The following is a 25113-nucleotide window of genomic DNA, read 5'->3' on the forward strand; positions in this document are numbered from 1 at the left end:
TCCCGCCGGTAAGGCGGGCCTTACCGGTAATCAACCTGTGAGGTCAGCCATGAACACCACCGATGCCGCATCATCTGAAAATCCCACGCTTCACCTGTTATGTGGAAAAATTGCGTCAGGTAAATCCACGTTATCCGCAAAATCAGGCGCTGCGCCGCACACTATCATTATCAGTGAGGATCGCTGGCTTGCGGCACTCTATGCCGATGAAATGCACTCGGTCGCGGATTACGTGCAGTATTCCTCTAAGCTCAGAAATGCCATGAAACCGCATCTGGTGTCATTACTTAATGCGGGGATGTCGGTAGTACTGGATTTTCCGGCTAGTACACCCGCCAGTCGTGAATGGATGATGAGTATCATTAAAGAATCAGGTGCTGCTAACCACCTGCATTTTCTTAGAGTCCCTGATGAGGTGTGTAAAAGCCGATTACGTGCCCGCAATGCAGCATGCACTCACGATTTTGCCGCTTCAGATGAACAGTTTGAAATCATAAGCCGTTATTTCTCAGCGCCGGCGGCTGATGAAGGTTTCGATATTATCGAATACAGATATTAAGCCGCCGGGTTGCGGCTTATGACGTGCCAATTCCATGACGCAGCCGGATTCTCCGCCATTAAACGGCGCCCGATAACGGCGCCGTTTGCTCATCAAGGCTGGTTACCCCTCTCCCCTGCCGATTTGCCAGATGCCGGTTGGCGGCGTGCCGTTGACTTTCCAGTCACCAATGTCACGCGCTTTGTAGATCACCGGATTATGCGACGAGACGGTGCGCGCATTGCGCCAGTGACGATCCAGCGCTTTGCTGACGCGCCTATCCGACGCGCCAAGCGCATTGAACAATTCGGTGGTGGCACGCGGCACCAGCTCGCTGGCGATCACCTGCGCCTGTCCGGCCTCGGCTTCTGCCAGGTTGTTGATGGCTGCAATGGCCGCTTCATCGGCACTGACGTGCGCTTCATACGCTGATTGCAGTGAATGGGTAGCGCGAATCACCGTGGCTTCGACGGCAAATGCCAGACTGGTGATCTCGCCCACCACCTGCAGCACCTGCGCATCCTGCCGCGAGGCAGCCCCGTTGCCGTGACTGTAAACGCGGTTGCGTGCGGCAACGGCTGCCGCGCCGTCTCGCGCGACCGCGCGCGCAATGCCCGCCAGCGTCGCCAGCAACACATGCTGGTAATACGCGGTTTGATAGCGGAAGCGCGTGGCAAAATCATACACGTGCTGCGTCTCCACATGCGCGTGCTCGAAGCGCGTCGTGCCGCTGCCGGTCAGGCGCTGGCCAAATCCGTCCCAGTCATCTTCGCGCGTGACGCCCGGCTGATGCGTATTCACCAGCGCGATCACGTCACCCTGATTGTCATCGCGGCGCGCGTAAGCATCTATCCAGTCGGCGAACAGCGCACCGGTGCTGTAAAACTTCTCACCATTCAGCGTCCAGCCATTGGCGGCAGGCGTAACGCGGGTGATCACGTCGCCCAGCCTGACGTTGCCGATCTCCGTCCAGCCGCTGCCCACCAGCTCGCCATCAACAAAGCGGCGAAACCAGGTATCGCGCTCCGCATTGTCCGGCTGGTTGAGCCGGTCCTCGACAAAAGCAAAGTGCGCGCGCAGCGCCTGCGGCAGGTTGGAATCCGCTTCCGCCAGCCCCCATCGGTGATTACCAGAGTCATCCGATGAAGTCCTAAGAGCCCGTATGGCACAAGCCCTGCAGGCTTTTTTGGGCCCTCAATTTGTCCCGCGAAGTCTGATGCCAACTAATTAAATCCGAACCTTTTCGGCCCATTGATAGGCCCAACGAAAAGCTCTATTGTTTTCGTTGGGCCTAAACGCATGGAGACTCCCCATGGCAAGAAAAACCAAGCCGTTAACCGATACGGAAATCAAAGCCGCTAAACCTAAGGATGCCGATTATCAGTTGTATGACGGAGACGGGCTGACTCTGCTAATCAAGTCCAGCGGTAGTAAACTCTGGCAATTCCGTTACTATCGGCCTTTGACTAGGCAGCGAACCAAACAAAGCTTCGGTGCTTACCCTGCCGTCTCACTTTCTGATGCGCGTAAACTCAGAAAGACATTGATCCACTGAAGTGGCACACTAAATTTGGCCACCTGAACAGAGGTGATATGCTTACCTCAGAACAACACAGGTGCCATAATGAAAAAAAGAAATTTCAGCGCAGAGTTTAAACGCGAAGCCGCTCAACTGGTCCTTGATCAGAACTACACCGTTGCAGCTGCGGCCAATGCTATGGATGTGGGTCTTTCTACCATGACGCGATGGGGAAAACAGTTGCGGGATGAACGACAGGGCAAAATACCTAAAGCCTCCCCTATAACCCCGGAACAGATTGAAATACGCGAGCTGAAGAAAAAGCTACAACGTATTGAAATGGAAAACGACATATTAAAAAAGGCTACCCACCGGTATAAACGTGGTGGTCATGAACACATCGTTATCCCGAATCGCCTTGAGCGACAGTTCGCAGTGACAGAGCCTAATCAGGTGTGGTGCGGCGATGTGACGTACATCTGGACAGGCAGGCGTTGGGCTTACCTCGCTGTTGTTCTCGATCTGTTGGCAAGGAAACCGGTAGGCTGGGCAATGTCATTCTCACCGGACAGCAGGCTGACCATCAAAGCGCAGGAAATGGCGTGGGAAACTCGCGGTAAACCAGCCGGAGCGATGTTCCACAGTGACCAGGGTAGCCACTATACAAGCAGGCAGTTACTGTGGCGTTGCCGGATCAGGCAGAGTATGATCCGACGTGGAAACTGTTGGGACAACAGCCCGATGGAACGCTTCTTCAGAAGTCTGAAAAACGAGTGGGTGCCAGTGACAGGTTATATAAACTTTAGCGAAGCTGCACATGCGATCACAGACTATATCGTCGGATATTACAGCTCGCTAAGGCCGCATGACTATAACGGTGGGTTACCCCCAAACGAATCGGAAAACCGATACTGGAAAAACTCTAAAGCGGTGGCCAGTTTTAGTTGAACACTCAAATGTCTCATTTTGTGGTGTTAATGGAGTACACAATGTACGACCACTATGACGCCCTGATTTTCGATATGGACGGCACCATTCTTGATACCGAGCCGACACATCGAAAAGCCTGGCAGCAGGTGCTGAGCCGCTATGGTTTCACCATGGACGAAGCAAAGATGTTGGCATTCAACGGGGCACCCACCTGGCAACTGGCCCGCTACATTCTGGAACAGAATCAGGCGCAGCACGATCCGCATCAGCTGGCGGCAGAGAAAACAGCGGCGCTGAAAGCGATGCTGCTGGAAGACGTACGTCCGCTGCCGCTGATGCAGGTGGTCAAAGCCTATCACGGTCGCCGTCCGATGGCGGTTGGCACCGGCAGCGAACACAGCTTAGCCAAAGCGCTGCTGGAAGCGCTCAACGTTTATCATCTGTTTGATGCGGTAGTCGGCGCGGACGATGTCCAGCGTCATAAGCCGCAGCCTGATACCTTCTTACGCTGTGCAGAGCTGATGGGCGTTGCGCCTGCGCGCTGCGTGGTATTCGAGGATGCTGACTTTGGCGTGCAGGCGGCTAAAGCGGCGGGCATGGATGTGGTTGATGTCCGTTTACTGTGAATGAATTTCTGACGTATGGATCGTTATTCGGCAGTAGCTTTCTGAGTGCAACGCTGCTTCCGGGCAGCTCAGAAGCGGTGCTGATTGCGTTATTGATCGCCCAGAAAGAGTGGGAAACACGCTGGGCGGCCTGACCAACATTCTTCTTGGTCGCCTGATGCCAGCAACAGGGCAGGGGCGATGGCATGATACAGCAATGACGTGGCTACAACGATGGGGACCCGCAGCGCTGCTGTTTAGCTGGCTGCCAGTGGTGGGCGATTTACTCTGCGTGCTCGCAGGGTGGTTTCGCTTCTCTTGGCTGCCCTACGTGCTGTTTCTCGCCCTGGGTAAAACGCTGCGTTATATCGTTATCGCGACCGCCACTTTACAAGGTATGCAATGGTGGCATTGATTCGCACAGATTCGAGGCTACGGTTAACATTATGCTGAACAAAAATAAATTATTCACACAGCGGGAGGTTAATGTGATCCCGGACGTATCAAAAGCGCTCTCTTGGCTGGAAGCGCATCCCGACGCGTTAAAGGGTATCGGCCGTGGCATTGAACGTGAAACACTACGCGTCCAGCCGAACGGTCATCTGGCTACCACTGGCCACCCTGAATCGCTGGGTTCAGCGCTGAAGCACGATTGGATTACCACCGATTTTGCTGAAACGCTGCTGGAGTTCATCACCCCGGTGGATCAAAACATCGATCGCTCCCTGGCGTTTCTGCGCGACATCCACCGTCACGTGGCGCGCGAGCTGGGCGAAGAGCGCATGTGGCCGTTCAGTATGCCGGGCTATGTTGAGGATGTGGCCAACATTGAGCTGGCGCAGTACGGCAGCTCCAATATCGGCAAAATGAAAACTCTGTATCGTCAGGGGCTGAAAAACCGCTATAGCGCGCTGATGCAGATTATTTCTGGCGTGCACTACAACTTCTCGCTGCCGCTGTCGTTCTGGCAGGAGTGGGCTGATGTCAAAGATGCTGAAAGCGGCAAAGAGACCATTTCGGCGGGCTATCTGCGCCTGATTCGCAACTACTATCGCTACGGCTGGGTGATTCCTTACCTGTTTGGCGCCTCGCCGGCCATCTGCTCCTCGTTCCTGCAGGGGCGGGAAAGCAAGCTGCCGTTCGAAACCAACGGTGATGGCACCCTGTGGCTGCCGTACGCCACTTCGCTGCGCCTGAGCGATCTGGGTTACACCAATAAATCCCAAAGCGGGCTGGGCATTACCTTCAACTCGCTGGAAGGGTATGTCGCTGCGCTGAAAGCGGCTATCAAAACGCCGTCTGCCGAATATGCGGCGATGGGCACCAAAGATGCCGAAGGTAACTGGCTGCAGCTCAATACCAACGTGCTGCAGATTGAAAACGAACTGTACGCGCCGATTCGTCCGAAACGCGTTACCCGTTCTGGTGAGGCGCCGTCTGATGCGCTGCTGCGCGGCGGCATTGAGTACATTGAAGTGCGTTCACTGGACATCAACCCGTTCTCTGCCATCGGTGTGGATGCCGATCAGGCGCGTTTCCTCGATCTGTTCCTGATTTGGTGTACGCTGGCCGATGCGCCGGAGATGAGCGCGCATGAGCTGCTGTGCAGCCGGAAAAACTGGAACCGCGTGGTGCTGGAAGGGCGCAAGCTTGGTCAGGTGATCGGCGTGGGCTGCAGTGATACGGAACATCTGCTGGTTGATGTCGGTAAAGCGCTGTTTGCCGACCTGCGCCGGGTGGCTGAAGTGCTGAATAGCAACGACGGCAGCACGCAATATCAACAGGTTTGCGATCAACTGGTAGCGTCGTTTGACGATCCTGAGCTAACCTATTCGGCGCGCATTCTGCAAGCCATTAAAGAGCAGGGTTTGACCGGAGCCGGCGTGGCGCTGGCCGAGCAGTATCGTCATCTGCTGTGCGAAGAGCCGCTGGAAATTCTCACCGAAGCCGATTTTAGCCGTCAGGCGCAGGAATCGGTGCTGAAACAGCAGCAGTTGGAGCAGAGTGATACACTGGATTTTGCCAGCTATCTGGCAGGTCGCGAAGGCTAGAAAAGAAAATGGCCACATCACTGTGGCCTAAATTAACATCTTTGTTGTCAGGGATGATGATAACAAATGCGTGTCTTTCATATATTCAGACGTTGGGCGAACAGAAAAGTTTCATCGTTTTAAAAAAAATCTCAAAACAGGAGGTGACGTATGCCACTACTGGATAGTTTTACTGTTGATCACACCATCATGGGCGCGCCAGCGGTACGCGTGGCGAAGACCATGAACACTCCGCATGGCGATACCATCACCGTTTTCGATCTGCGTTTCTGCCGTCCGAATATCGACATCCTGACCGAGCGCGGCATCCACACGCTGGAGCACCTGTTCGCGGGCTTCATGCGTAACCACCTCAACGGCGACGGCGTTGAAATCGTCGATATCTCACCGATGGGCTGCCGCACCGGCTTCTATATGAGCCTGATTGGTACGCCAGACGAGCAGCGCGTGGCAAAAGCGTGGAAAGGCGCGATGGAAGATGTGCTGAAGGTAAAAGATCAGAACCAGATTCCGGAACTGAACGAATACCAGTGCGGCAGCTACAAGCTGCACTCGCTGGACGAAGCGCAGCAGATTGCGCGTAACGTGCTGGCGCACGACATTGGCGTCAACCGTAACGAAGATCTGAAGCTGCCGGCTGAAAAGCTGAAAGAGCTGCAACTCTAGTTGCCGCTTCAGCCATAAAAAACGCCGCGATTATCGCGGCGTTTTGTTTTTATCGTCTCAGGAACCGATGGCCGCTTTCAGCGGCTGATGCGGCGTAATGCGCACCTGCTTCACCATGTTGTCCTGCACATCAAGAATATCAATGTCGTAATGGCCAACCTGTACTTGCGTGTCCATCAGGGGGATCTCTTCCAGCGCTTCCAGCAGCATACCGTTGATGGTGCGCGCTTCCTCTTCCGGCAGCGTCCAGTTGAACGCCTTATTGATTTCCCGCACGTTGGCGCTGCCTTCAATCAGCACCGAACCGTCGTTTTGCGGCATCACTTCTTCGGCCAGTGACGGTGACATTGAGGTGGTAAAGTCGCCAACGATCTCTTCCAGAATATCTTCGATGGTAACCAGTCCTTTGATATCGCCGTACTTATCGATCACCAGCCCCACTTTCTTCTTATTGCGCTGGAATTTTACCAGTTGCACGTTAAGAGGCGTACCTTCCGACACGTAGTAGATTTCATCGGCAGCGCGCAGCAGTCGCTCTTTATTGAACTCTTTTTTCTCGGTCATCATGCGCCACGCTTCACGCACGCGCAGCATCCCGACGCTATCGTCCAGTGAGTCGCGGAACAGCACAATACGGCTATGCGGTGAGTTGCTGAGCTGACGCTCGATCGACTTCCACTCATCGTTGATATTGATGCCGACGATCTCATTGCGCGGCACCATGATGTCGTCAACGTTGACCTTCTCAAGGTCCAGCACCGACAGCAGCATGTCCTGGTTGCGGCGCGACATCAGAGAGCGGGACTCATACACGATGGTGCGCAGCTCTTCTTTGCTGAGTGCGGAGTTAATCGATCCTTCGGTCTTGATGCCCACCATGCGCATCAGAATGCGGGTAATGGTATTGAGCAGCCACACCAGCGGCAGCATCACGTACTGCAGCGGCGTCAGCAGAAAGCTGCTGGGATACGCGACTTTTTCCGGATAAAGCGCCGCGATGGTTTTAGGCAGCACTTCGGCAAACACCAGCACCACGAAGGTCAGCACGCCAGTGGCGATGGCCACGCCGGCATCGCCGTACAGGCGCATACCCACAATGGTGCCGAGCGCTGAGGCGAGGATATTCACGAGGTTGTTGCCAATCAGCACCAGGCTGATTAGCCGGTCGGGGCGGCGCAGCAGTTTCTCAACGCGGCGCGCGCTGCGGTTGCCGCTTTTGGCTTTGTGGCGCAGTTTGTAGCGGTTGAGCGTCATCATGCCGGTCTCTGAACCAGAGAAGTAGGCTGAGACCAGCACCATAATGATCAGCGTGACAATGAGCGTGGTGGTTGAAACATGTTCCAACGCAAAAATTACTTTAGTGAGAGGTGAGCAGGTGCTGCAGAACGCGGCTGCCGAAATAGGCCATGGTCAGCAGCAGCGCACCGCCGCAGTTGAACCACACCACACGGCGACCGCGCCAGCCTTCATGATAGTGGCCCCACAGCAGCACGATATAGACAAACCAGGCGATAATCGACAGCACCGCCTTATCAATGTTTTCCGGGCTAAACAGGTTATTCATAAAGAACAGGCCGGTGCACAACACCAGCGTCAGCAGTACCACGCCGATCTGCGTGATGTGGAACATCTTACGCTCGATGCTGAGCAGCGGCGGCATATCCTGGGTGAACGTCAGCTTTTTGTTCTTTAACTGATAGTCGATCCACGCCAGCTGCAGCGCATACAGCGCCGCGATGATCAGTGTGGCATAGGCAAACAGCGACAGACCGATGTGCACCATCATGCCAGGCGTGGTCTCAAGATGGGTGATAAAGGCGTTTGGCACAAAGGTGGCAAAAGCCAGATTGATCAGCGCAAAACTGTAAACAATCGGCAGCAGCAGCCAGCCGCGATTGCGCGACGCGACGATAGTCATGATGGCGCAGATGAGCAAACTGACCAGCGAACCAATATTCAGCAGGCTAAGGTTTTGTCCATTATCGACGGCAAATATGCGTTGCTGCAGCGCTACCGCATGGGCAATCAGCGCCACGCAGGCTGATAACACGGCAAAACGCCGCCAGCCGCTGTTGCGTTTCAGCAGGCTGGGAATGATCAATGCAAGACTGAGAGAGTAGGCGAACAGCGCCACGATCGCGAAAACGAACATAGATCCTTTCAGGTGTCGGTCAGATAAGGAAAAAAGCAGTATAGCGCCAGCGGCAGCAGGCTCCAAACGATCTCACGGTCAATTGCAGAGATCGGCCTGGCTTCGTGTTATAATCCGCCGCATTGTGTCGCCCTGGCGACCTCGCTACACTATATAAGTGAGAGAGCATGTTTGATAATTTAACCGATCGTTTGTCGCAAACCCTGCGCAATATCAGTGGCCGCGGAAGGCTGACCGAAGACAACATCAAAGATACGCTGCGCGAAGTGCGTATGGCGCTGCTGGAGGCCGACGTTGCGCTGCCGGTAGTGCGCGATTTCATCAACCGCGTGAAAGAAGCCGCGGTGGGTCAGGATGTAAACAGAAGCTTGACGCCGGGTCAGGAGTTCATCAAAATCGTGCGCAACGAACTTGTTGCGGCGATGGGGGCCGAAAATAACGCGCTGAACCTTAATGCTCAGCCGCCGGCCGTGGTGCTGATGGCGGGCCTGCAGGGTGCAGGTAAAACCACCAGCGTAGGTAAGCTCGGTAAATTCCTGCGCGAAAAGCACAAGAAAAAGGTGCTGGTCGTGTCTGCGGACGTCTATCGCCCGGCAGCGATCAAACAGCTGGAAACCCTGGCGCAGCAGGTCGGCGTGGATTTCTGTCCATCCGATCCCAGCCAGAAACCGGTTGATATCGTTAACCATGCGCTGAAAGAAGCCCGACTGCAGTTCTACGATGTGCTGCTTGTGGATACCGCCGGCCGTCTGCACGTTGACGAAGCGATGATGGATGAGATCAAGCAGGTGCATGCCGCGATCAATCCGGTTGAAACGCTGTTTGTCGTCGATGCCATGACCGGTCAGGATGCCGCCAATACCGCGAAAGCATTCAACGAAGCGCTGCCGCTCACCGGTGTGATCCTGACCAAGGTCGACGGCGATGCGCGCGGCGGTGCGGCGCTGTCGATTCGTCACATCACCGGCAAACCGATCAAATTTATGGGGATGAGCGAGAAGACCGATGCGCTGGAAGCGTTCTATCCGGACCGTATCGCATCGCGCATTCTCGGCATGGGCGACGTGCTGTCGCTGATTGAATATATCGAGAGCAAAGTTGACCGCGAGCAGGCGGAAAAGCTGGCGAAGAAGCTGAAAACCGGCGACGGCTTTGATCTCAACGACTTCCTGGAGCAGCTTAAGCAGATGCGCAACATGGGCGGCATGGCCAGCCTGATGGGCAAACTGACGGGCATGGGCCAGCTGCCGGATAACGTTAAATCGCAGATGGATGACAAAGTGCTGGTGCGCATGGAAGCTATCATCAATTCGATGACGTGTAAAGAGCGTGAGAAGCCAGAGATCATCAAAGGTTCGCGCAAGCGCCGTATCGCCACCGGTTCCGGTATGCAGGTGCAGGACGTCAACCGGCTGCTGAAGCAGTTTGATGATATGCAGCGCATGATGAAGAAAATGAAGAAGGGCGGCATGGCCAAAATGATGCGTGGCATGAAAGGCATGATGCCGCCAGGATTCCCCGGCCGCTAAGGCGACACAGCCCGAACCAGAAAAGTGAGACACTCAGGTTGCTTTTTGCGCCAAAATGAGTAAAACTTTCGGGCTTTTTATATTGCACCCGGGCCCCGTTCCTCGATGGGGCCCGGTTGTTTTATTAACTAAAGAAAAGAGGATGTTATGGTAACCATTCGTTTGGCACGTCACGGCGCTAAAAAGCGTCCGTTCTATCAGGTCGTCGTCACTGACAGCCGCAATGCTCGCAACGGTCGTTTCATCGAGCGCGTAGGTTTCTTCAACCCGATCGCTTCTGGTCAGGCTAAAGGTCTGCGTCTGGATCTGGGCCGTATTGAGCACTGGGTTGGCCAGGGCGCAACGCTTTCTGATCGCGTTAACGCGCTGATCAAAGAAGCAAAAAAAGCAGCTTAATCTGTCACGGTGGTGAGCATGAGCAGTAAACCTGCCGCACAGCCTCCCGTTAACCCAATCATTCTGGGCAAAATGGGTGCCGCTTACGGAATTCGGGGTTGGCTCAAAGTGTTTTCCTCCACTGAACACGCTGAAAGCATCTTCGACTATCAACCCTGGTTTATCCAGCGCGCCGGTCAATGGCAGCAGGTAGAGCTTGAGGGTTGGAAGCACCACAATCAGGACCTGATCATCAAAGTCAAAGGCATTGACGATCGGGACGCTGCAGCACAGTTGACCAATTGCGAAATTACGGTTGACTCCACGCAGCTGCCGGCGCTGGAAGAGGGTGATTACTACTGGAAAGACCTGATGGGTTGCAAAGTGGTAAACCTCGACGGCTACGAGATGGGTAAAGTCATTGATTTGATGGAGACCGGCTCAAACGACGTTCTCGTCGTAAAGGCAAACCTGAAAGATGCATTCGGTGTACAGGAGCGGTTAATACCGTTTCTTGATGAACAGGTTATCAAGAAAGTCGATCTCGCTACTGGCACCATTGAAGTAGACTGGGATCTTGGTTTTTGATCTCCGGACGATCCGGTAACGTAACGGCGAACGCGATGTGGATTGGTGTTATTAGCCTGTTTCCAGAGATGTTTCGCGCTATTACCGAGTACGGGGTAACTGGCCGGGCAGTAAAAAATGGCCTGCTCAACATAGAGAGCTGGAGTCCACGTGACTTCACGCACGACTGGCACCGTACCGTGGACGATCGTCCTTACGGCGGCGGACCGGGGATGTTGATGATGGTGCAACCCTTACGGGATGCTATCCACGCAGCGAAAGCGGCGGCGGGAGAAGGCGCTAAGGTGATTTATCTTTCACCTCAGGGTCGCGAACTTGACCAGCAAGGCGTTTGCGAACTGGCGACCAGTCAGAAGTTAATTCTGGTTTGCGGTCGTTATGAAGGGATAGATGAGCGTGTGATTCACACTGAGATTGATGAAGAATGGTCAATCGGTGATTACGTGCTCAGTGGCGGTGAGCTGCCAGCGATGACGTTAATTGACTCGGTCGCCCGGTTTATTCCTGGCGTGCTGGGGAAACAGGCGTCAGCCGATGAGGATTCGTTCTCGGAAGGTTTGCTGGATTGCCCGCACTATACCCGACCTGAAGTGTTCGAAGGGATGGCGGTTCCGCCAGTTCTGCTGTCGGGCAACCATGCCGATATTCGCCGCTGGCGCCTGAAACAGTCGCTGGGCCGTACTTGGCTAAGAAGACCTGAACTTCTGGAAAACCTGGCTCTGACTGGAGAGCAAGCAAGGTTGCTAAGTGAGTTCCAGCGGGAACATCAGCAGCAACAAAACGATGAGGTGGAAGAGTAATCTTCCCTGACTATCAGTTTACCCAGGATAAGAGATTTAATTATGAGCAACATTATCAAGCAACTTGAACAAGAGCAGATGAAACAGGACGTACCTTCCTTCCGTCCGGGTGATTCCGTGGAAGTGAAAGTATGGGTCGTTGAAGGTTCTAAGAAACGTCTGCAGGCATTCGAGGGCGTGGTTATCGCTATTCGTAACCGCGGTCTGCACTCTGCATTCACTGTTCGCAAGATTTCTAACGGCGAAGGCGTTGAGCGTGTCTTCCAGACTTATTCTCCGGTAATTGACAGCATTACTGTCAAACGTCGTGGTGCTGTGCGTAAAGCCAAACTGTACTACCTGCGTGAGCGTACCGGTAAGTCAGCTCGTATTAAAGAGCGTCTTGGCGCGTAAGCGACATCCCAAAGTTAATAGCAAACAAGGGGTTGGCCATAAGGCCAGCCCCTTTTTTTATGGGCGTCTGAGGTGATAGATCGCCGTGTTGACCGGACCGCTCTCCAGCACAATCAACCCGTAGCGGTAATCCACAAACGAGAAGCCGCTGCGCAGGGCCACGGCGCGGCTGGCGTGATTCTCTTCTGCTGCAAGAATCTCCAGCACAGTAATGTGTGGCTGGGCGAACGCCAGATTCACCAGCTGTGTCACCGCCCGGCGGGCAACACCCTGTTGCTGCGCCTCGCTGCGAACCCAGTAGCCCAGCGCGCTGAACTCGCCGGGCTGGCGCGCATAACGTAAGCCGGCACCGCCCAGCAACCGATCGTTGCCATCGACAATCGCGAACTCTTCAGCTTCACCTTTTTGACGCTCAGATGGGTGAAATTGATCCAGTTCACGGCTTCATCGACGCTGTAATCTTTGTGTGCCCATACCATCCACGGTAGCAGGCTGCCCAGAGACTGATTAACGGCATGCGTAAACGCTTCGGCATCCTGCAGAATAAATGGACGCAGCGCGACTTCAGGGATGGACATAAAGCGATCCTGAATTAATTAAATGGATAACAGCATGTTAGCGGTATTGTAAGGAAAAAACATCTGGTCTGGTCAGACGGATGTAATAATAACTTTACAGTAATGATGAGTAAGGTTTACAAGGTTTAATTTTATTAAATGTATGATTTATATATTTAAATTGATTTTTATTGTGTAGTAAAAAAGGTGGTGGTAATAAAAGTGTACATGCATAGATTGCATGATTTACACACTGTGGTAAAGTAAGCGACATCCTCAGTGAGGATCGTAAAACCGCATAACGAGTGAAAAAGGATCGCCATCATGCAAAAAGACGCGCTGAACAATGTGCATATCGTCGACGAACAGATTTTAATTACGCCACAGGAACTGAAAGCGAAGTTTCCGCTGACTACGGCGCAGGAAACGCAAATTGCCGCTTCCCGCCAGACCATCGCGGATATCATCGCGGGTCGCGATCCGCGTCTGCTGGTGGTGTGCGGTCCCTGCTCGATCCACGATACCGAAGCCGCACTGGATTACGCTCGTCAGTTACAAACACTCTCTGCACAGTTGAAGGATCAGCTGTATATCGTTATGCGCGTCTATTTTGAGAAACCCCGTACCACCGTCGGCTGGAAAGGGTTAATCAACGATCCTTACATGAACAACTCGTTTGATATGGAAGCCGGACTGCACATTGCGCGTCAGCTGCTGGTCAATCTTGTGGAGATGGGCCTGCCGCTGGCCACCGAAGCGCTCGATCCAAATAGCCCGCAATACCTCGGCGATCTGTTTAGCTGGTCGGCGATTGGGGCGCGTACCACGGAGTCGCAGACGCACCGTGAAATGGCGTCTGGCCTCTCGATGCCGGTGGGTTTCAAAAACGGCACCGATGGCAGCCTCGGCACCGCAATCAACGCCATGCGAGCCGCCGCGATGCCGCACCGCTTTGTCGGCATTAACCAGGCCGGTCAGGTGTGCCTGCTGCAAACCCAGGGCAACCCCGATGGTCACGTGATTCTGCGCGGTGGCAAAGCGCCAAACTACGGTCCGGATGATGTCGCTCAGTGCGAAAAAGAGATGCTGAAAGCGGGACTGCGTCCGGCCTTAATGATAGATTGCAGCCATGGCAATTCTAACAAAGACTATCACCGTCAGCTTGGCGTAGCCGAATCGGCTATCGCGCAGATTAAAGATGGAAACCGCTCCATCATTGGCCTGATGCTGGAAAGTAATATTCACGAAGGCAACCAGTCCTCTGAGCAACCGCGTAGCGAGATGAAGTACGGGGTTTCCGTCACTGATGCCTGCATCAACTGGGAAACCACCGAAACCTTGCTGCGTGAAATCCATCGGGATCTGCGGGGAGTGCTGTCGGCGCGTCTGTCACACGAGGTGTAATGAGTCATGGTGGCTGAACTGACCGCGCTGCGCGATCAAATTGATAAAGTAGATAAAGCTCTGCTGGGGCTACTGGCGAAACGACTGGCGCTGGTGGCCGAAGTCGGCGAAGTCAAAAGCCGCTACGGTTTACCGATTTACGTACCTGAGCGCGAGGCCAGTATGCTGGCTTCACGTCGTCAGGAAGCGGAAGCGCTCGGCGTGTCGCCGGACCTGATCGAAGATGTGCTGCGCCGTCTGATGCGTGAATCCTATGCGCATGAAAATGACAAAGGCTTCAAAACGCTGTGTCCTGAACTGCGTCCGGTGGTGATTGTGGGCGGCGGCGGTCAGATGGGACGTCTGTTCGAGAAGATGCTGACGCTCTCCGGCTATCAGGTGCGTATTCTGGATAAAGATGATTGGCCGCGCGCGGATGAACTGCTGCACGATGCGGGCATGGTGATCATCAGCGTGCCAATCCATCTGACCGAACAGATCATTGCCGATCTGCCAACGCTGCCTGATGACTGCATTCTGGTGGATCTGGCGTCGGTGAAGAACCGTCCGCTGCAGGCGATGCTGGCGGCGCACAGTGGTCCGGTACTGGGACTGCATCCGATGTTCGGTCCGGATGGCGGCAGCCTGGCGAAGCAGGTGGTGGTATGGTGCGATGGCCGTCAGCCGGAAGCCTATCAGTGGTTCCTGGAGCAGATTCAGGTGTGGGGCGCGCGCTTACACCGCATCAGTGCTGTTGAGCACGATCAGAACATGGCGTTCATTCAGGCGCTGCGCCACTTCGCCACGTTTGCTTACGGTTTGCATCTTGCGGAAGAGAACGTCAATCTGGATCAACTGCTGGCGCTGTCCTCGCCTATCTATCGTCTCGAACTGGCGATGGTGGGGCGGCTGTTTGCGCAGGACCCGCAGCTGTACGCCGACATCATCATGTCGTCGGAAAGTAATCTGGCGCTGATTAAACGCTACTATCAGCGTTTTGGTGAAGCCATCACGCTGCTGGAGCAGGGCGATAAACAGGCGTTCATCAACAGCTTTGAGCGCGTGGAACACTGGTTTGGCGACTACGCGAAACGCTTCCTCGTTGAGAGCCGCAGCATGCTGCGCTCCGCCAACGACAGTCGCCAGTAATCATTAAGGCATCCGCGAGGATGCCTTTTTATTTTACAGACGCGGTTCTACCGTTACCACGTTCTCACCGGGATAACAGCCCAGCACCTTCAGTGAACGCGTGAGCGCGCACAGTTCTTCCAGCGCCTGCTGCATGTTCTCCGACTGCAGATTGCCCTGTACATCAATGTAAAACATCTCTTCCCATGGGTTACCGTTGATTGGTCGGTTTTCCAGCTTGCTCATGATCAGATTGTGATTACGCAACACCAGCAGTGCTTCAACCAGCGCGCCGGCCTGTTGGCCAGTCGCCATAATCAGCGTGGTTTTGGCCGGCACCTGGCTGGAGACTTCAATCGGTTTACGCGCGAGCACAATGAAGCGGGTATGGTTCTGCTGCTGATTCGCCAGGTTGCGCTCCAGCACCTGCAGACCATACAGCTCACCGCCGGCTTCGCTGCCCAGCGCGGCCACGCGCGGCGAGTTCATCGCGGCTACTTTCTCCATCGCCGCCGCCGTGCTTTCGGTGTATTCGATTTTCCACTGCGGGAAGCGGTTGATGAACTGGCTGCACTGCTGGAACGGCTGCGGATGGCTATACACGGTTTCAATCTGCTGCAAATCGGTATTACCGCTAACCAGCACGCAGTGTTCGATAGGAATCGTCAGCTCGCCGACGATCGACAGCGACGTTTGCTGCAGCAGATCGTATACGTCATTGATCGAGCCGGAACTGGTGTTCTCAATCGGCATCACCGCGTAATCCGCTTGGCCGCTTTCAACCTGCTGAATGATGTCGTGGAATTTCAGACACCCCATCTCCACCATCGAATCGAAGTGGCGCGTGGCGTATTTACGGGCGGCAAGGTGCGAATAGGAGCCTTTTGGGCCGAGGAAGGCGATGCGCGGCGCGTGCGCGTGTGGATGATTCAGGTTTTTCTGCAGCAGCGCCTGCTGGGTCAGCACCGAATCCTCAATCACTAACTGGAACAGGCGCGTAATGTAGTGCGCATCCAGCTGATGTTTTTTACCCAGCGCGATGAGATTTTCCAGCAGGGCGCGTTCGCGCTCGACGTCACGAATCGGGCGATGGGTGGCCAGCTTGGCCTGCGCTACCTCAACGGCCAGCGCGCGCCGTTCAGCCAGCAGCGTTAACAGCTTGGCATCGACGGCGCTGATCTTATCGCGTAACGCCAGCAGCGGATTCTCGGGATTCATAGGGCTCACCTGTAAAATGTCCAATAAAAAAGCCTCCCGGTTGGGAGGCTTTGTTGTTCGTCTTCGCATTCATTTTCACACGACGAATTGCCTCCCAATCAGGGGAAGGTAAAAAAGAATGCGAAGAAGAACGGCAGCAGTTTCATGATCAATTCCGGCAATAAAGTGAACTGAGAGTAACCGCACAGCTTAAAAGCTGTCAATAAAAAACGCGCCCGCAGGCGCGTTGCTGAAAAGCGATAAATTACCCGGCAGGGGTGAAATCTTTAACACTGCTGGTGGCGCGCCGTGCTTCAGGCTTGTGCTGTGCTTTATTTAGCTGGCGCTCCAGTCATTGATGGCCGTATACATATCATCGTGTTTCGCGCTGGCGACCAGCGTGCCGTTTGGCGTGTTAATGGTGGCATCGGCCACAAATTCTTTCGGCTCTTTCGATAACACAATGTGCGGATTTATCAGGTGGGTTTGCCATTTTTCCAGCTTGGCGAGACGGTCTTCGACATGGTTGCGGATAGCCGCAGTGATTTCCATTTGTTTGCTGGTAATGTTCAGAATCATAGTAAACCTCTCTGTCATTTCCGTCTGGGTAGGACCAGCATACCGCGCAAATCAGGAAAATGTGTCATCTGTATCACATTGGAATGTCACTTTTTGTCAATGCCAGCGAATTGTGAGAAAGGCCGGGAAAAGGGAGAAAAAAGCTTGATGCACAGCGGGGATAGGGGCAAGATTGATGAGTTAACCGTAGCGGAAAAACCCGTATCAGACGGTTTTCTGACCAAAAAAAGCAGCCACAGCGGCTGCTTTTTTTAATAGCACGAAAATCAGGACGCTGTATTCGCCGCAATGATTTTCGCGACTTTGTCGGCTTCCGTCGTCAGCTGCAGCTGGCGATAGGCATTTTCCATCAGCGGCAGCGCGTCACGCGTGGCCTGGGTGTCCGGATAATCGCGCATCATACCTTCAACCCGATTAACAACGGCGACATAGGCACCGCGCTTGGTATAGAATTGCGCCACGGAGAGCTCATACTTCGCCAGGCTATCTTTCAGGAACGTCAGACGTTTCTGCGCATCTGCCGCGTACTGGCAGTTCGGATAGCCGCGCAGTAGCTGAGAGAAGTCACGGAATGCATCACGCGCATGGGTAGGATCGCGGTCGGAACGATCGATCCCGAAGAAGTCCTGCAGCGCGGAATCATCCAGTGCCATGTCCGTCAGGCCCTTCATATAGATCACGTAATCAATGTTAGGGTGCGTCGGGTTCAGGCGCATAAAGCGGGAAATGGCGGCTTGCGCCAGTGGCAGATCGGTATTTTTGTAGTACGCGTAGATCAAATCCAGCTGCACTTGCTGCGAGTAAGGACCAAACGGATAACGGTTATCCAGCGCTTCCAGTTGCTTAATCGCCGCTTTAAAGTTACCGTCCTGCAGCTTTTGCTGCGCTGTGGCGTAAATTTCAGACGGCGGGCTGTCCGGGACCGGGTCCGATGAGCCGGAACAGCCCACCAGTGCTAGGCTCAGGCTCAGTGTGGCAGCAGCCACCAGATGTTTCATACGCGTCATGACGAAATGATTATCCTCAAAGTGTTATGGCGGAAGCTGTCCGTATAGCTCCCGGTAATGACCAGTACGATAGCACATTATATTAAACGGCATCGCCGTGAAAACCCAACGTTAACGAAGAAGCTGTATATGGCACAACAAGTTCAACCCACCGCAACGGTGTCCAAAGCACAGCTTGGACAACGCTTAGATCAGACTTTGGCGGAATTGTTCCCTGATTATTCACGTTCCCGCATAAAAGAGTGGATCCTTGAGCGTCGGGTCAGCGTCAACGGCACCATCATCGATAAACCGAAAGAGAAAGTACTCGGCGGTGAGCGGGTGGCGATTGATGCCGAGATCGAAGAGGAGCAGCGCTGGGAAGCGCAAAATATTCCGCTGGATATCGTTTATGAAGATGACCACATTCTGGTGATCAATAAACCGCGCGACTTAGTGGTCCACCCTGGCGCCGGTAATCCGGACGGCACGGTACTGAATGTGCTGCTTTATCACTATCCGGCGATTGCCGACGTGCCGCGCGCCGGCATCGTGCACCGTCTGGATAAAGACACCACCGGACTGATGGTGGTGGCCAAAACGGTACCGGCGCAGACGCATCTGGTTGAAACGCTGCAGCTGCGTGAAATCACCCGCGAATATGAAGCGGTGGCGATTGGCACCATGACCGCCGGCGGGACGGTGAACGAGCCAATGGCGCGTCACTCTACCAAGCGTACCCATATGGCGGTGCATCCGATGGGTAAACCGGCGACAACCCACTATCGCATCATGGAGCATTTCCGCGCCCATACGCGCTTACGCTTGCGCCTGGAAACCGGCCGTACTCACCAGATTCGCGTGCACATGGCGCACATTAAACATCCGCTGGTGTGCGATCCGCTGTACGGTGGTCGTCCGCGTCCGCCAAAGGGCGCTTCTGAGGCTTTCATCAGTACGCTGCGCGGTTTTGACCGTCAGGCGCTACATGCCACTATGCTGCGTCTCTATCATCCGATCACCGGGATTGAGATGGAGTGGCACGCGCCATTGCCGCAGGACATGGTTGATCTGATTGATGCACTGAAAGCCGATACCGACGAGTTCCGTGATCAGCTGGACTGGCTATGAGTGACTGGATCGTGCCGCAGTGGCCGGCGCCGGCGCGCGTGCAGGCTTATTCGACCACGCGGCACGGCGGCGTTAGCGCTGCGCCATGGGATTCCCTCAACCTCGGCGCGCACGTCGGAGACGAGGCGGATCGCGTGATTCACAATCGTCAGCGCGTGGTCGAGCAGCTGGCGCTACCGGCGATGCCGCAGTGGCTGGAGCAGGTGCACGGCCAGACGGTGGCGCGTCTGCCGGCGGCAGCGTCCCTGCCGCGTGCCGATGCGGCGATAACGCGGGAAAGCGGCGTAGTCTGTGCAGTGATGACCGCCGACTGCCTGCCGGTGCTGTTTTGCAGCGACGATGGCAGCGAATTTGCCGCGGCACATGCCGGCTGGCGCGGGTTGTGTCATGGGGTGCTGGAGCAAACGCTGGCACAGTTTTACTGCCCGGCGAGCGAGATTCATGCTTGGCTCGGTCCGGCGATTGGTCCGCAGGCATTTGAAGTGGGGGCCGAGGTGCGCAGTGCGTTCCTGGCGCAGGATGCCGCTGCCGATGCGGCTTTTCGCCCGGTCGGTGAGAAATATTTTGCCGATATCTGGCTGCTGGCAACCCAACGCCTGCAGGCCGCTGGCGTGCGATCTGTCACGGCTGACGCGCGCTGTACCTATCAGGAAAGCGCCGATTTTTTCTCCTTCCGACGCGACGGAATCACCGGGCGTATGGCAACTTTGATTTGGCTGAGATAACCTTACGCCGCAAGACGATCCAGTAAGCGTATTTTTTGCTCACAACTCAGGTCATTAACCTTGAAAATTTGAGGGATGACCTCATTTTAATCTCCAGTAGCATTTTGACCTGTAATGGGAGGAATCATGCGTCTGGATCGTCTTACCAACAAATTCCAGTTGGCCCTGGCCGATGCACAGTCCCTTGCTCTGGGACACGATAATCAATTCATCGAACCCCTGCACCTGATGAGCGCGCTGCTCAACCAAGAGGGTGGATCGGTACGTCCGCTGCTTAGCGCGGGGGGAGCGGATGTCGCTAACCTGCGTACCAGCATCGAACAAGCCATCAATCGTTTGCCGCAGGTCGAAGGGACCGACGGCGACGTTCAGCCATCAGCGGATTTGGTCCGGGTACTGAATCTGTGCGACAAGCTGGCGCAAAAGCACGGCGACAACTTTATTTCATCTGAATTATTTGTTCTAGCGGCCCTCGAATCGCGCGGCTCGCTGGCGGACTTACTGAAGTCTGCCGGTGCCACGGCGGACAAACTCGCTAAGGCCATCGAGCAACTGCGGGGAGGGGAAAACGTGAACGATCAGGGGGCTGAAGATCAGCGCCAAGCTTTGAAAAAATACACCATCGATCTGACGGAGCGCGCTGAGCTCGGCAAGTTAGATCCGGTTATCGGGCGTGACGAAGAGATTCGCCGTACCATTCAGGTATTGCAGCGTCGTACCAAAAACAACCCGGTGCTCATCGGTGAACCGGGCGTCGGTAAAACCGCCATCGTTGAAGGGCTGGCGCAGCGCATCATTAACGGCGAAGTGCCGGAAGGGCTGAAAGGCCGGCGCGTACTGGCGCTGGATATGGGCGCGCTGGTGGCTGGCGCGAAATATCGCGGCGAGTTTGAAGAGCGCCTGAAAGGCGTACTGAACGACCTCGCCAAACAGGAAGGCAACGTCATTCTGTTTATCGATGAGCTGCATACTATGGTTGGCGCCGGTAAAGCCGACGGCGCGATGGATGCCGGCAACATGCTGAAGCCAGCGCTGGCGCGCGGTGAACTGCACTGTGTGGGTGCCACCACGCTGGATGAATATCGCCAGTACATTGAGAAAGATGCCGCGCTGGAGCGCCGTTTCCAGAAAGTGTTCGTCGCCGAACCGAGCGTGGAAGACACCATCGCCATTCTGCGTGGCCTGAAAGAGCGTTATGAGCTGCATCACCATGTGCAAATTACCGATCCGGCGATTGTAGCTGCGGCAACGTTGTCGCACCGCTATATTGCCGATCGCCAGTTGCCGGACAAAGCCATCGATCTGATTGATGAGGCGGCGTCGAGTATTCGTTTGCAGATTGACTCCAAGCCGGAACCGCTCGATCGTCTCGAACGGCGCATCATCCAGCTCAAACTGGAGCAGCAGGCGCTGAAGAAAGAATCGGATGACGCCAGCGTTAAGCGTCTGGAGATGCTGGAAAGCGAGCTGGCTCAGAAAGAGCGCGAATATGCTGAGCTCGAAGAAGAGTGGAAAGCGGAAAAAGCCTCGCTGACCGGCACGCAAAACATTAAAGCTGAGCTGGAGCAGGCGCGTCTGGCCATGGAGCAGGCACGGCGGGTGGGTGACCTTGGCCAGATGTCGGAACTGCAGTACGGCAAGATTCCGGAGCTGGAAAAACAGCTGGCAAGCGCCACGCAGGCTGAAGGTAAAACCATGAAGCTGTTACGCAACCGCGTAACGGATGTCGAGATCGCCGATGTGCTGGCGCGCTGGACCGGTATTCCGGTGGCCCGCATGATGGAAGGTGAGCGCGATAAACTGTTGCGGATGGAGCAGGAGCTGCATGCCCGGGTCATCGGCCAGGACGAAGCGGTTGAAGCGGTATCGAACGCCATTCGCCGTAGCCGCGCTGGTTTGTCTGACCCGAACCGGCCAATCGGATCGTTCCTGTTCCTTGGACCGACCGGTGTCGGTAAAACCGAACTGTGCAAGGCGCTGGCTAATTTCCTGTTCGACAGTGACGATGCGATGGTGCGTATCGATATGTCGGAATTCATGGAGAAACATTCGGTGTCGCGTCTGGTCGGTGCACCTCCAGGCTACATCGGTTATGAAGAGGGCGGTTACCTGACAGAGGCGGTGCGTCGTCGCCCTTATTCGGTGATTTTGCTGGATGAGGTGGAAAAAGCGCATGCGGATGTGTTCAACATTCTGCTGCAGGTGCTGGACGACGGGCGTCTGACCGATGGTCAGGGGCGCACCGTGGACTTCCGCAATACCGTGGTGATCATGACATCTAACCTCGGTTCGGATCTGATTCAGGAACGTTTCGGCGCGCTTGATTACGCGGAAATGAAAGATGTGGTGATTACGGTTGTCGGACACCATTTCCGTCCGGAGTTTATCAACCGTATTGATGAGGTGGTGGTATTCCATCCGCTGGGTGAAAAACATATTGCCTCGATTGCGCAGATTCAGCTGCAGCGGCTATATCAGCGTCTGGAAGAGCGCGGTTACCAGCTGCACATCTGCGACGCGGCGCTGAAACTGCTGGGCGAAAATGGTTACGATCCGGTTTATGGTGCGCGGCCATTGAAACGGGCCATCCAGCAGCAGATTGAAAACCCGCTGGCGCAGAAGATTTTGTCTGGCGCGCTGGTTCCGGGAAAAACCATCGAAATGGATGTTCAGGACGATGCCATCGTCGCGCATCAATAACGCAACGTGACAAAAACGGGCCTCAGGGCCCGTTTTTTTATGCTGTTTCGCAAGAATCAGCTGGTTTTTGCAACGTGTTGCCTAGAAAGTGAGCGGTCGCGCAAAAACTGCAAATTAGCGCTTGTCAGGCGAAACGAAGTCCCTATAATGCGCCACCACTGAGACGGCAAAGCGGCAACGCAGGCGGCTCAGCAGGGCGTGAAGCGATTCACCCCGCCGGAGAAAAACGCTGAAAAAAGTGTTTGACTCTGAAGGAGGAAAGCGTAATATACGCGACCTTGCGACAACAGGCCGAACGCCGCGTCGCACCGCTCTTTAACAATTTATCAGACAATCTGTGTGGGCACTCGCAGGATTGATATCGCAAGCCTGCGGGCTTTAAAAAATATCAAGTCTTTGCTGAGTGAACACGTAATTCATTACGAAGTTTAATTCACAGAGCATCGCTGCACTGGTTGCAGCAAATCAAACTTTAAATTGAAGAGTTTGATCATGGCTCAGATTGAACGCTGGCGGCAGGCCTAACACATGCAAGTCGAACGGCAGCACAGAAGAGCTTGCTCTTTAGGTGGCGAGTGGCGGACGGGTGAGTAATGTCTGGGAAACTGCCCGATGGAGGGGGATAACTACTGGAAACGGTAGCTAATACCGCATAACGTCGCGAGACCAAAGTGGGGGACCTTCGGGCCTCACACCATCGGATGTGCCCAGATGGGATTAGCTAGTAGGTGGGGTAATGGCTCACCTAGGCGACGATCCCTAGCTGGTCTGAGAGGATGACCAGCCACACTGGAACTGAGACACGGTCCAGACTCCTACGGGAGGCAGCAGTGAGGAATATTGCACAATGGGCGCAAGCCTGATGCAGCCATGCCGCGTGTATGAAGAAGGCTTTCGGGTTGTAAAGTACTTTCAGCGGGGAGGAAGGCGGTGAGGTTAATAACCTCGCCGATTGACGTTACCCGCAGAAGAAGCACCGGCTAACTCCGTGCCAGCAGCCGCGGTAATACGGAGGGTGCAAGCGTTAATCGGAATTACTGGGCGTAAAGCGCACGCAGGCGGTCTGTTAAGTCAGATGTGAAATCCCCGGGCTTAACCTGGGAACTGCATTTGAAACTGGCAGGCTTGAGTCTCGTAGAGGGGGGTAGAATTCCAGGTGTAGCGGTGAAATGCGTAGAGATCTGGAGGAATACCGGTGGCGAAGGCGGCCCCCTGGACGAAGACTGACGCTCAGGTGCGAAAGCGTGGGGAGCAAACAGGATTAGATACCCTGGTAGTCCACGCCGTAAACGATGTCGACTTGGAGGTTGTGCCCTTGAGGCGTAACTTCCGGAGCTAACGCGTTAAGTCGACCGCCTGGGGAGTACGGCCGCAAGGTTAAAACTCAAATGAATTGACGGGGGCCCGCACAAGCGGTGGAGCATGTGGTTTAATTCGATGCAACGCGAAGAACCTTACCTGGCCTTGACATCCAGAGAACTTAGCAGAGATGCTTTGGTGCCTTCGGGAACTCTGAGACAGGTGCTGCATGGCTGTCGTCAGCTCGTGTTGTGAAATGTTGGGTTAAGTCCCGCAACGAGCGCAACCCTTATCCTTTGTTGCCAGCGGCTCGGCCGGGAACTCAAAGGAGACTGCCGGTGATAAACCGGAGGAAGGTGGGGATGACGTCAAGTCATCATGGCCCTTACGGCCAGGGCTACACACGTGCTACAATGGTGCATACAAAGAGAAGCGACCTCGCGAGAGCAAGCGGACCTCATAAAGTGCGTCGTAGTCCGGATTGGAGTCTGCAACTCGACTCCATGAAGTCGGAATCGCTAGTAATCGTAGATCAGAATGCTACGGTGAATACGTTCCCGGGCCTTGTACACACCGCCCGTCACACCATGGGAGTGGGTTGCAAAAGAAGTAGGTAGCTTAACCTTGGGAGGGCGCTTACCACTTTGTGATTCATGACTGGGGTGAAGTCGTAACAAGGTAACCGTAGGGGAACCTGCGGTTGGATCACCTCCTTACCTGAAGATACCCTCCCGCGAAGTGCTCACACAGATTGTCTGATAGAAAAGTAACGAGCAGAAAAAACCTCTACAGGCTTGTAGCTCAGGTGGTTAGAGCGCACCCCTGATAAGGGTGAGGTCGGTGGTTCAAGTCCACTCAGGCCTACCAGATTTCTTCTCATTCTGCGTTATGTTTCCGGCTCGCATAGTTCACTATGCTTCGCGAAAACATGCCTTGCCTGAGATGAAATCACATTTCCCGTGCTAGAAACGTGACTCCTGGTGAGTGGATGTAGATGGTCTCTGCAGTGACTGTATGGGGCTATAGCTCAGCTGGGAGAGCGCCTGCCTTGCACGCAGGAGGTCAGCGGTTCGATCCCGCTTAGCTCCACTATTACAGTACTGAAACTTAATTCAGAGTATACCGGCGACGGTGTGCTGCGAAGTATTTGCTCTTTAACAATCAGGAACAAGCTGAAAATTTGAAACGACGCGTCGCGTTCATTCTCCGTAATAAGAATGAAGTGGCGATGCGTTCGAGTCTCTCAAAAGCTTACAGCTTACAAGCAACTGTGATGCCGTTA

Annotated in this window: 20 protein-coding genes, 2 tRNA genes, 1 rRNA gene, 5 pseudogenes and 1 other annotated feature; of the genes and pseudogenes, 20 read left to right on the forward strand and 8 right to left on the reverse strand. The window is 54.7% G+C overall.

The genetic code is table 11. The annotated features are described in order from the left end of the window. The first annotated feature begins 49 nt into the window (after window positions 1-49). Window positions 50-559, forward strand: coding sequence for a P-loop nucleotide/nucleoside kinase family protein (locus AC6I8M_RS01455; protein ID WP_022548239.1), 510 nt, complete (start codon window positions 50-52; stop codon window positions 557-559). 102 nt (window positions 560-661) lie between these two features. On the opposite strand, the pseudogene AC6I8M_RS01460 reads toward AC6I8M_RS01455, so the two are convergent. Then, window positions 662-1651, reverse strand: a pseudogene (locus tag AC6I8M_RS01460) (acyl-CoA dehydrogenase family protein); the annotation flags it as partial. A gap of 199 nt (window positions 1652-1850) precedes the next feature. Here AC6I8M_RS01460 and AC6I8M_RS01465 point away from each other — a divergent pair. The 6 genes and pseudogenes from AC6I8M_RS01465 to luxS all read left to right on the forward strand — a co-directional run. Next, window positions 1851-2075, forward strand: a pseudogene (locus AC6I8M_RS01465) (integrase arm-type DNA-binding domain-containing protein); the annotation flags it as partial. Between the two features lie 87 nt (window positions 2076-2162). Beyond that, entirely contained in the window at window positions 2163-3005 is an 843-nt protein-coding gene (locus AC6I8M_RS01470; protein WP_022537112.1) for an IS3 family transposase, read from the forward strand. Between the two features lie 41 nt (window positions 3006-3046). After that, on the forward strand, window positions 3047-3613 hold the full coding sequence (yqaB, locus tag AC6I8M_RS01475; protein WP_010617122.1) for a fructose-1-phosphate/6-phosphogluconate phosphatase: 567 nt from the start codon (window positions 3047-3049) through the stop codon (window positions 3611-3613). Further along, window positions 3610-4007 (forward strand): annotated as a pseudogene (locus AC6I8M_RS01480) (YqaA family protein). The gene yqaB and the pseudogene AC6I8M_RS01480 overlap by 4 nt, the downstream one beginning before the upstream one ends. Before the next feature lie 31 nt (window positions 4008-4038). After that, the gene (gene gshA, locus AC6I8M_RS01485) at window positions 4039-5643 is read left to right on the forward strand and encodes a glutamate--cysteine ligase (protein ID WP_041387197.1); all 1605 of its coding nucleotides are present in this window, start codon (window positions 4039-4041) and stop codon (window positions 5641-5643) included. 150 nt (window positions 5644-5793) lie between these two features. Then, window positions 5794-6309 carry an S-ribosylhomocysteine lyase gene (gene luxS / locus AC6I8M_RS01490; protein ID WP_010617126.1) on the forward strand — a complete coding sequence of 172 codons (516 nt, stop codon included), beginning with the start codon at window positions 5794-5796 and terminating at the stop codon, window positions 6307-6309. A 57-nt stretch (window positions 6310-6366) separates the two neighbouring features. Here luxS and AC6I8M_RS01495 read toward each other — a convergent pair whose 3' ends face one another. Together AC6I8M_RS01495 and AC6I8M_RS01500 are read right to left on the reverse strand one after the other, a co-directional pair. Then, complete coding sequence (locus AC6I8M_RS01495; RefSeq protein WP_498013636.1) at window positions 6367-7653, reverse strand: HlyC/CorC family transporter; 1287 nt, start codon at window positions 7651-7653, stop codon at window positions 6367-6369. Between the two features lie 13 nt (window positions 7654-7666). Beyond that, entirely contained in the window at window positions 7667-8461 is a 795-nt protein-coding gene (locus AC6I8M_RS01500; protein ID WP_010617128.1) for a cytochrome C assembly family protein, read from the reverse strand. Between the two features lie 167 nt (window positions 8462-8628). On the opposite strand from AC6I8M_RS01500, the gene ffh reads away from it, so the two are divergent. The 5 genes from ffh to rplS all read left to right on the forward strand — a co-directional run bounded on the left by ffh (window position 8629) and on the right by rplS (window position 12146). Continuing rightward, window positions 8629-9990 (forward strand): signal recognition particle protein, encoded by a 1362-nt coding sequence (ffh, locus tag AC6I8M_RS01505; RefSeq protein ID WP_010617129.1) that lies wholly within the window; start codon window positions 8629-8631, stop codon window positions 9988-9990. 147 nt (window positions 9991-10137) lie between these two features. Further along, window positions 10138-10386, forward strand: a complete 249-nt coding sequence (gene rpsP / locus AC6I8M_RS01510; RefSeq protein WP_058948919.1) for a 30S ribosomal protein S16 — start codon at window positions 10138-10140, stop codon at window positions 10384-10386. An 18-nt stretch (window positions 10387-10404) separates the two neighbouring features. Then, window positions 10405-10953 (forward strand): ribosome maturation factor RimM, encoded by a 549-nt coding sequence (gene rimM, locus AC6I8M_RS01515; protein ID WP_010617131.1) that lies wholly within the window; start codon window positions 10405-10407, stop codon window positions 10951-10953. A gap of 35 nt (window positions 10954-10988) precedes the next feature. Continuing rightward, window positions 10989-11753: a tRNA (guanosine(37)-N1)-methyltransferase TrmD gene (gene trmD, locus AC6I8M_RS01520; RefSeq protein ID WP_010617132.1), complete on the forward strand. Its 765-nt coding sequence runs from the start codon at window positions 10989-10991 to the stop codon at window positions 11751-11753. Between the two features lie 42 nt (window positions 11754-11795). Continuing rightward, the gene (gene rplS / locus AC6I8M_RS01525) at window positions 11796-12146 is read left to right on the forward strand and encodes a 50S ribosomal protein L19 (RefSeq protein WP_010617133.1); all 351 of its coding nucleotides are present in this window, start codon (window positions 11796-11798) and stop codon (window positions 12144-12146) included. Window positions 12147-12203: 57 nt separating this feature from the next. On the opposite strand, the pseudogene AC6I8M_RS01530 reads toward rplS, so the two are convergent. Next, a pseudogene (locus AC6I8M_RS01530) lies at window positions 12204-12724 on the reverse strand (GNAT family N-acetyltransferase). Window positions 12725-13027: 303 nt separating this feature from the next. Here AC6I8M_RS01530 and AC6I8M_RS01535 point away from each other — a divergent pair. Together AC6I8M_RS01535 and tyrA are read left to right on the forward strand one after the other, a co-directional pair. Continuing rightward, window positions 13028-14107 (forward strand): 3-deoxy-7-phosphoheptulonate synthase, encoded by a 1080-nt coding sequence (locus AC6I8M_RS01535; RefSeq protein ID WP_010617135.1) that lies wholly within the window; start codon window positions 13028-13030, stop codon window positions 14105-14107. Between the two features lie 6 nt (window positions 14108-14113). After that, window positions 14114-15235 carry a bifunctional chorismate mutase/prephenate dehydrogenase gene (gene tyrA / locus AC6I8M_RS01540; protein WP_010617136.1) on the forward strand — a complete coding sequence of 374 codons (1122 nt, stop codon included), beginning with the start codon at window positions 14114-14116 and terminating at the stop codon, window positions 15233-15235. 33 nt (window positions 15236-15268) lie between these two features. On the opposite strand, the gene pheA is transcribed toward tyrA, so the two are convergent. The 4 genes and pseudogenes from pheA to bamD all read right to left on the reverse strand — a co-directional run bounded on the left by pheA (window position 15269) and on the right by bamD (window position 17997). Beyond that, complete coding sequence (gene pheA / locus AC6I8M_RS01545; protein WP_498013637.1) at window positions 15269-16432, reverse strand: bifunctional chorismate mutase/prephenate dehydratase; 1164 nt, start codon at window positions 16430-16432, stop codon at window positions 15269-15271. Window positions 16433-16454: 22 nt separating this feature from the next. Continuing rightward, window positions 16455-16579 (reverse strand) — a sequence feature (Phe leader region). Then, window positions 16531-16578 (reverse strand): pheA operon leader peptide PheL, encoded by a 48-nt coding sequence (gene pheL, locus AC6I8M_RS01550; RefSeq protein ID WP_121497579.1) that lies wholly within the window; start codon window positions 16576-16578, stop codon window positions 16531-16533. (Overlaps the previous feature by 48 nt.) 97 nt (window positions 16580-16676) lie before the next feature. After that, a pseudogene (gene raiA, locus AC6I8M_RS01555) lies at window positions 16677-16990 on the reverse strand (ribosome-associated translation inhibitor RaiA). A 266-nt stretch (window positions 16991-17256) separates the two neighbouring features. Continuing rightward, the gene (gene bamD, locus AC6I8M_RS01560) at window positions 17257-17997 is read right to left on the reverse strand and encodes an outer membrane protein assembly factor BamD (protein ID WP_010617139.1); all 741 of its coding nucleotides are present in this window, start codon (window positions 17995-17997) and stop codon (window positions 17257-17259) included. A gap of 129 nt (window positions 17998-18126) precedes the next feature. On the opposite strand from bamD, the gene rluD reads away from it, so the two are divergent. The 6 genes from rluD to AC6I8M_RS01590 all read left to right on the forward strand — a co-directional run bounded on the left by rluD (window position 18127) and on the right by AC6I8M_RS01590 (window position 24920). Continuing rightward, complete coding sequence (gene rluD, locus AC6I8M_RS01565) at window positions 18127-19107, forward strand: 23S rRNA pseudouridine(1911/1915/1917) synthase RluD (protein WP_498013638.1); 981 nt, start codon at window positions 18127-18129, stop codon at window positions 19105-19107. Beyond that, window positions 19104-19832, forward strand: coding sequence for a purine nucleoside phosphorylase YfiH (gene yfiH / locus AC6I8M_RS01570; RefSeq protein ID WP_498013639.1), 729 nt, complete (start codon window positions 19104-19106; stop codon window positions 19830-19832). The genes rluD and yfiH overlap by 4 nt, the downstream gene beginning before the upstream one ends. A gap of 126 nt (window positions 19833-19958) precedes the next feature. Next, window positions 19959-22532 (forward strand): ATP-dependent chaperone ClpB, encoded by a 2574-nt coding sequence (clpB, locus tag AC6I8M_RS01575; protein WP_010617142.1) that lies wholly within the window; start codon window positions 19959-19961, stop codon window positions 22530-22532. Window positions 22533-23006: 474 nt separating this feature from the next. Further along, window positions 23007-24547: ribosomal RNA gene (locus AC6I8M_RS01580) — 16S ribosomal RNA — on the forward strand. 74 nt (window positions 24548-24621) lie between these two features. After that, window positions 24622-24698, forward strand: a tRNA-Ile gene (locus tag AC6I8M_RS01585). A gap of 149 nt (window positions 24699-24847) precedes the next feature. Continuing rightward, window positions 24848-24920 (forward strand) — tRNA-Ala (locus AC6I8M_RS01590). Window positions 24921-25113: the final 193 nt, after the last annotated feature.

This window comes from Type-A symbiont of Plautia stali, assembly GCF_059731155.1.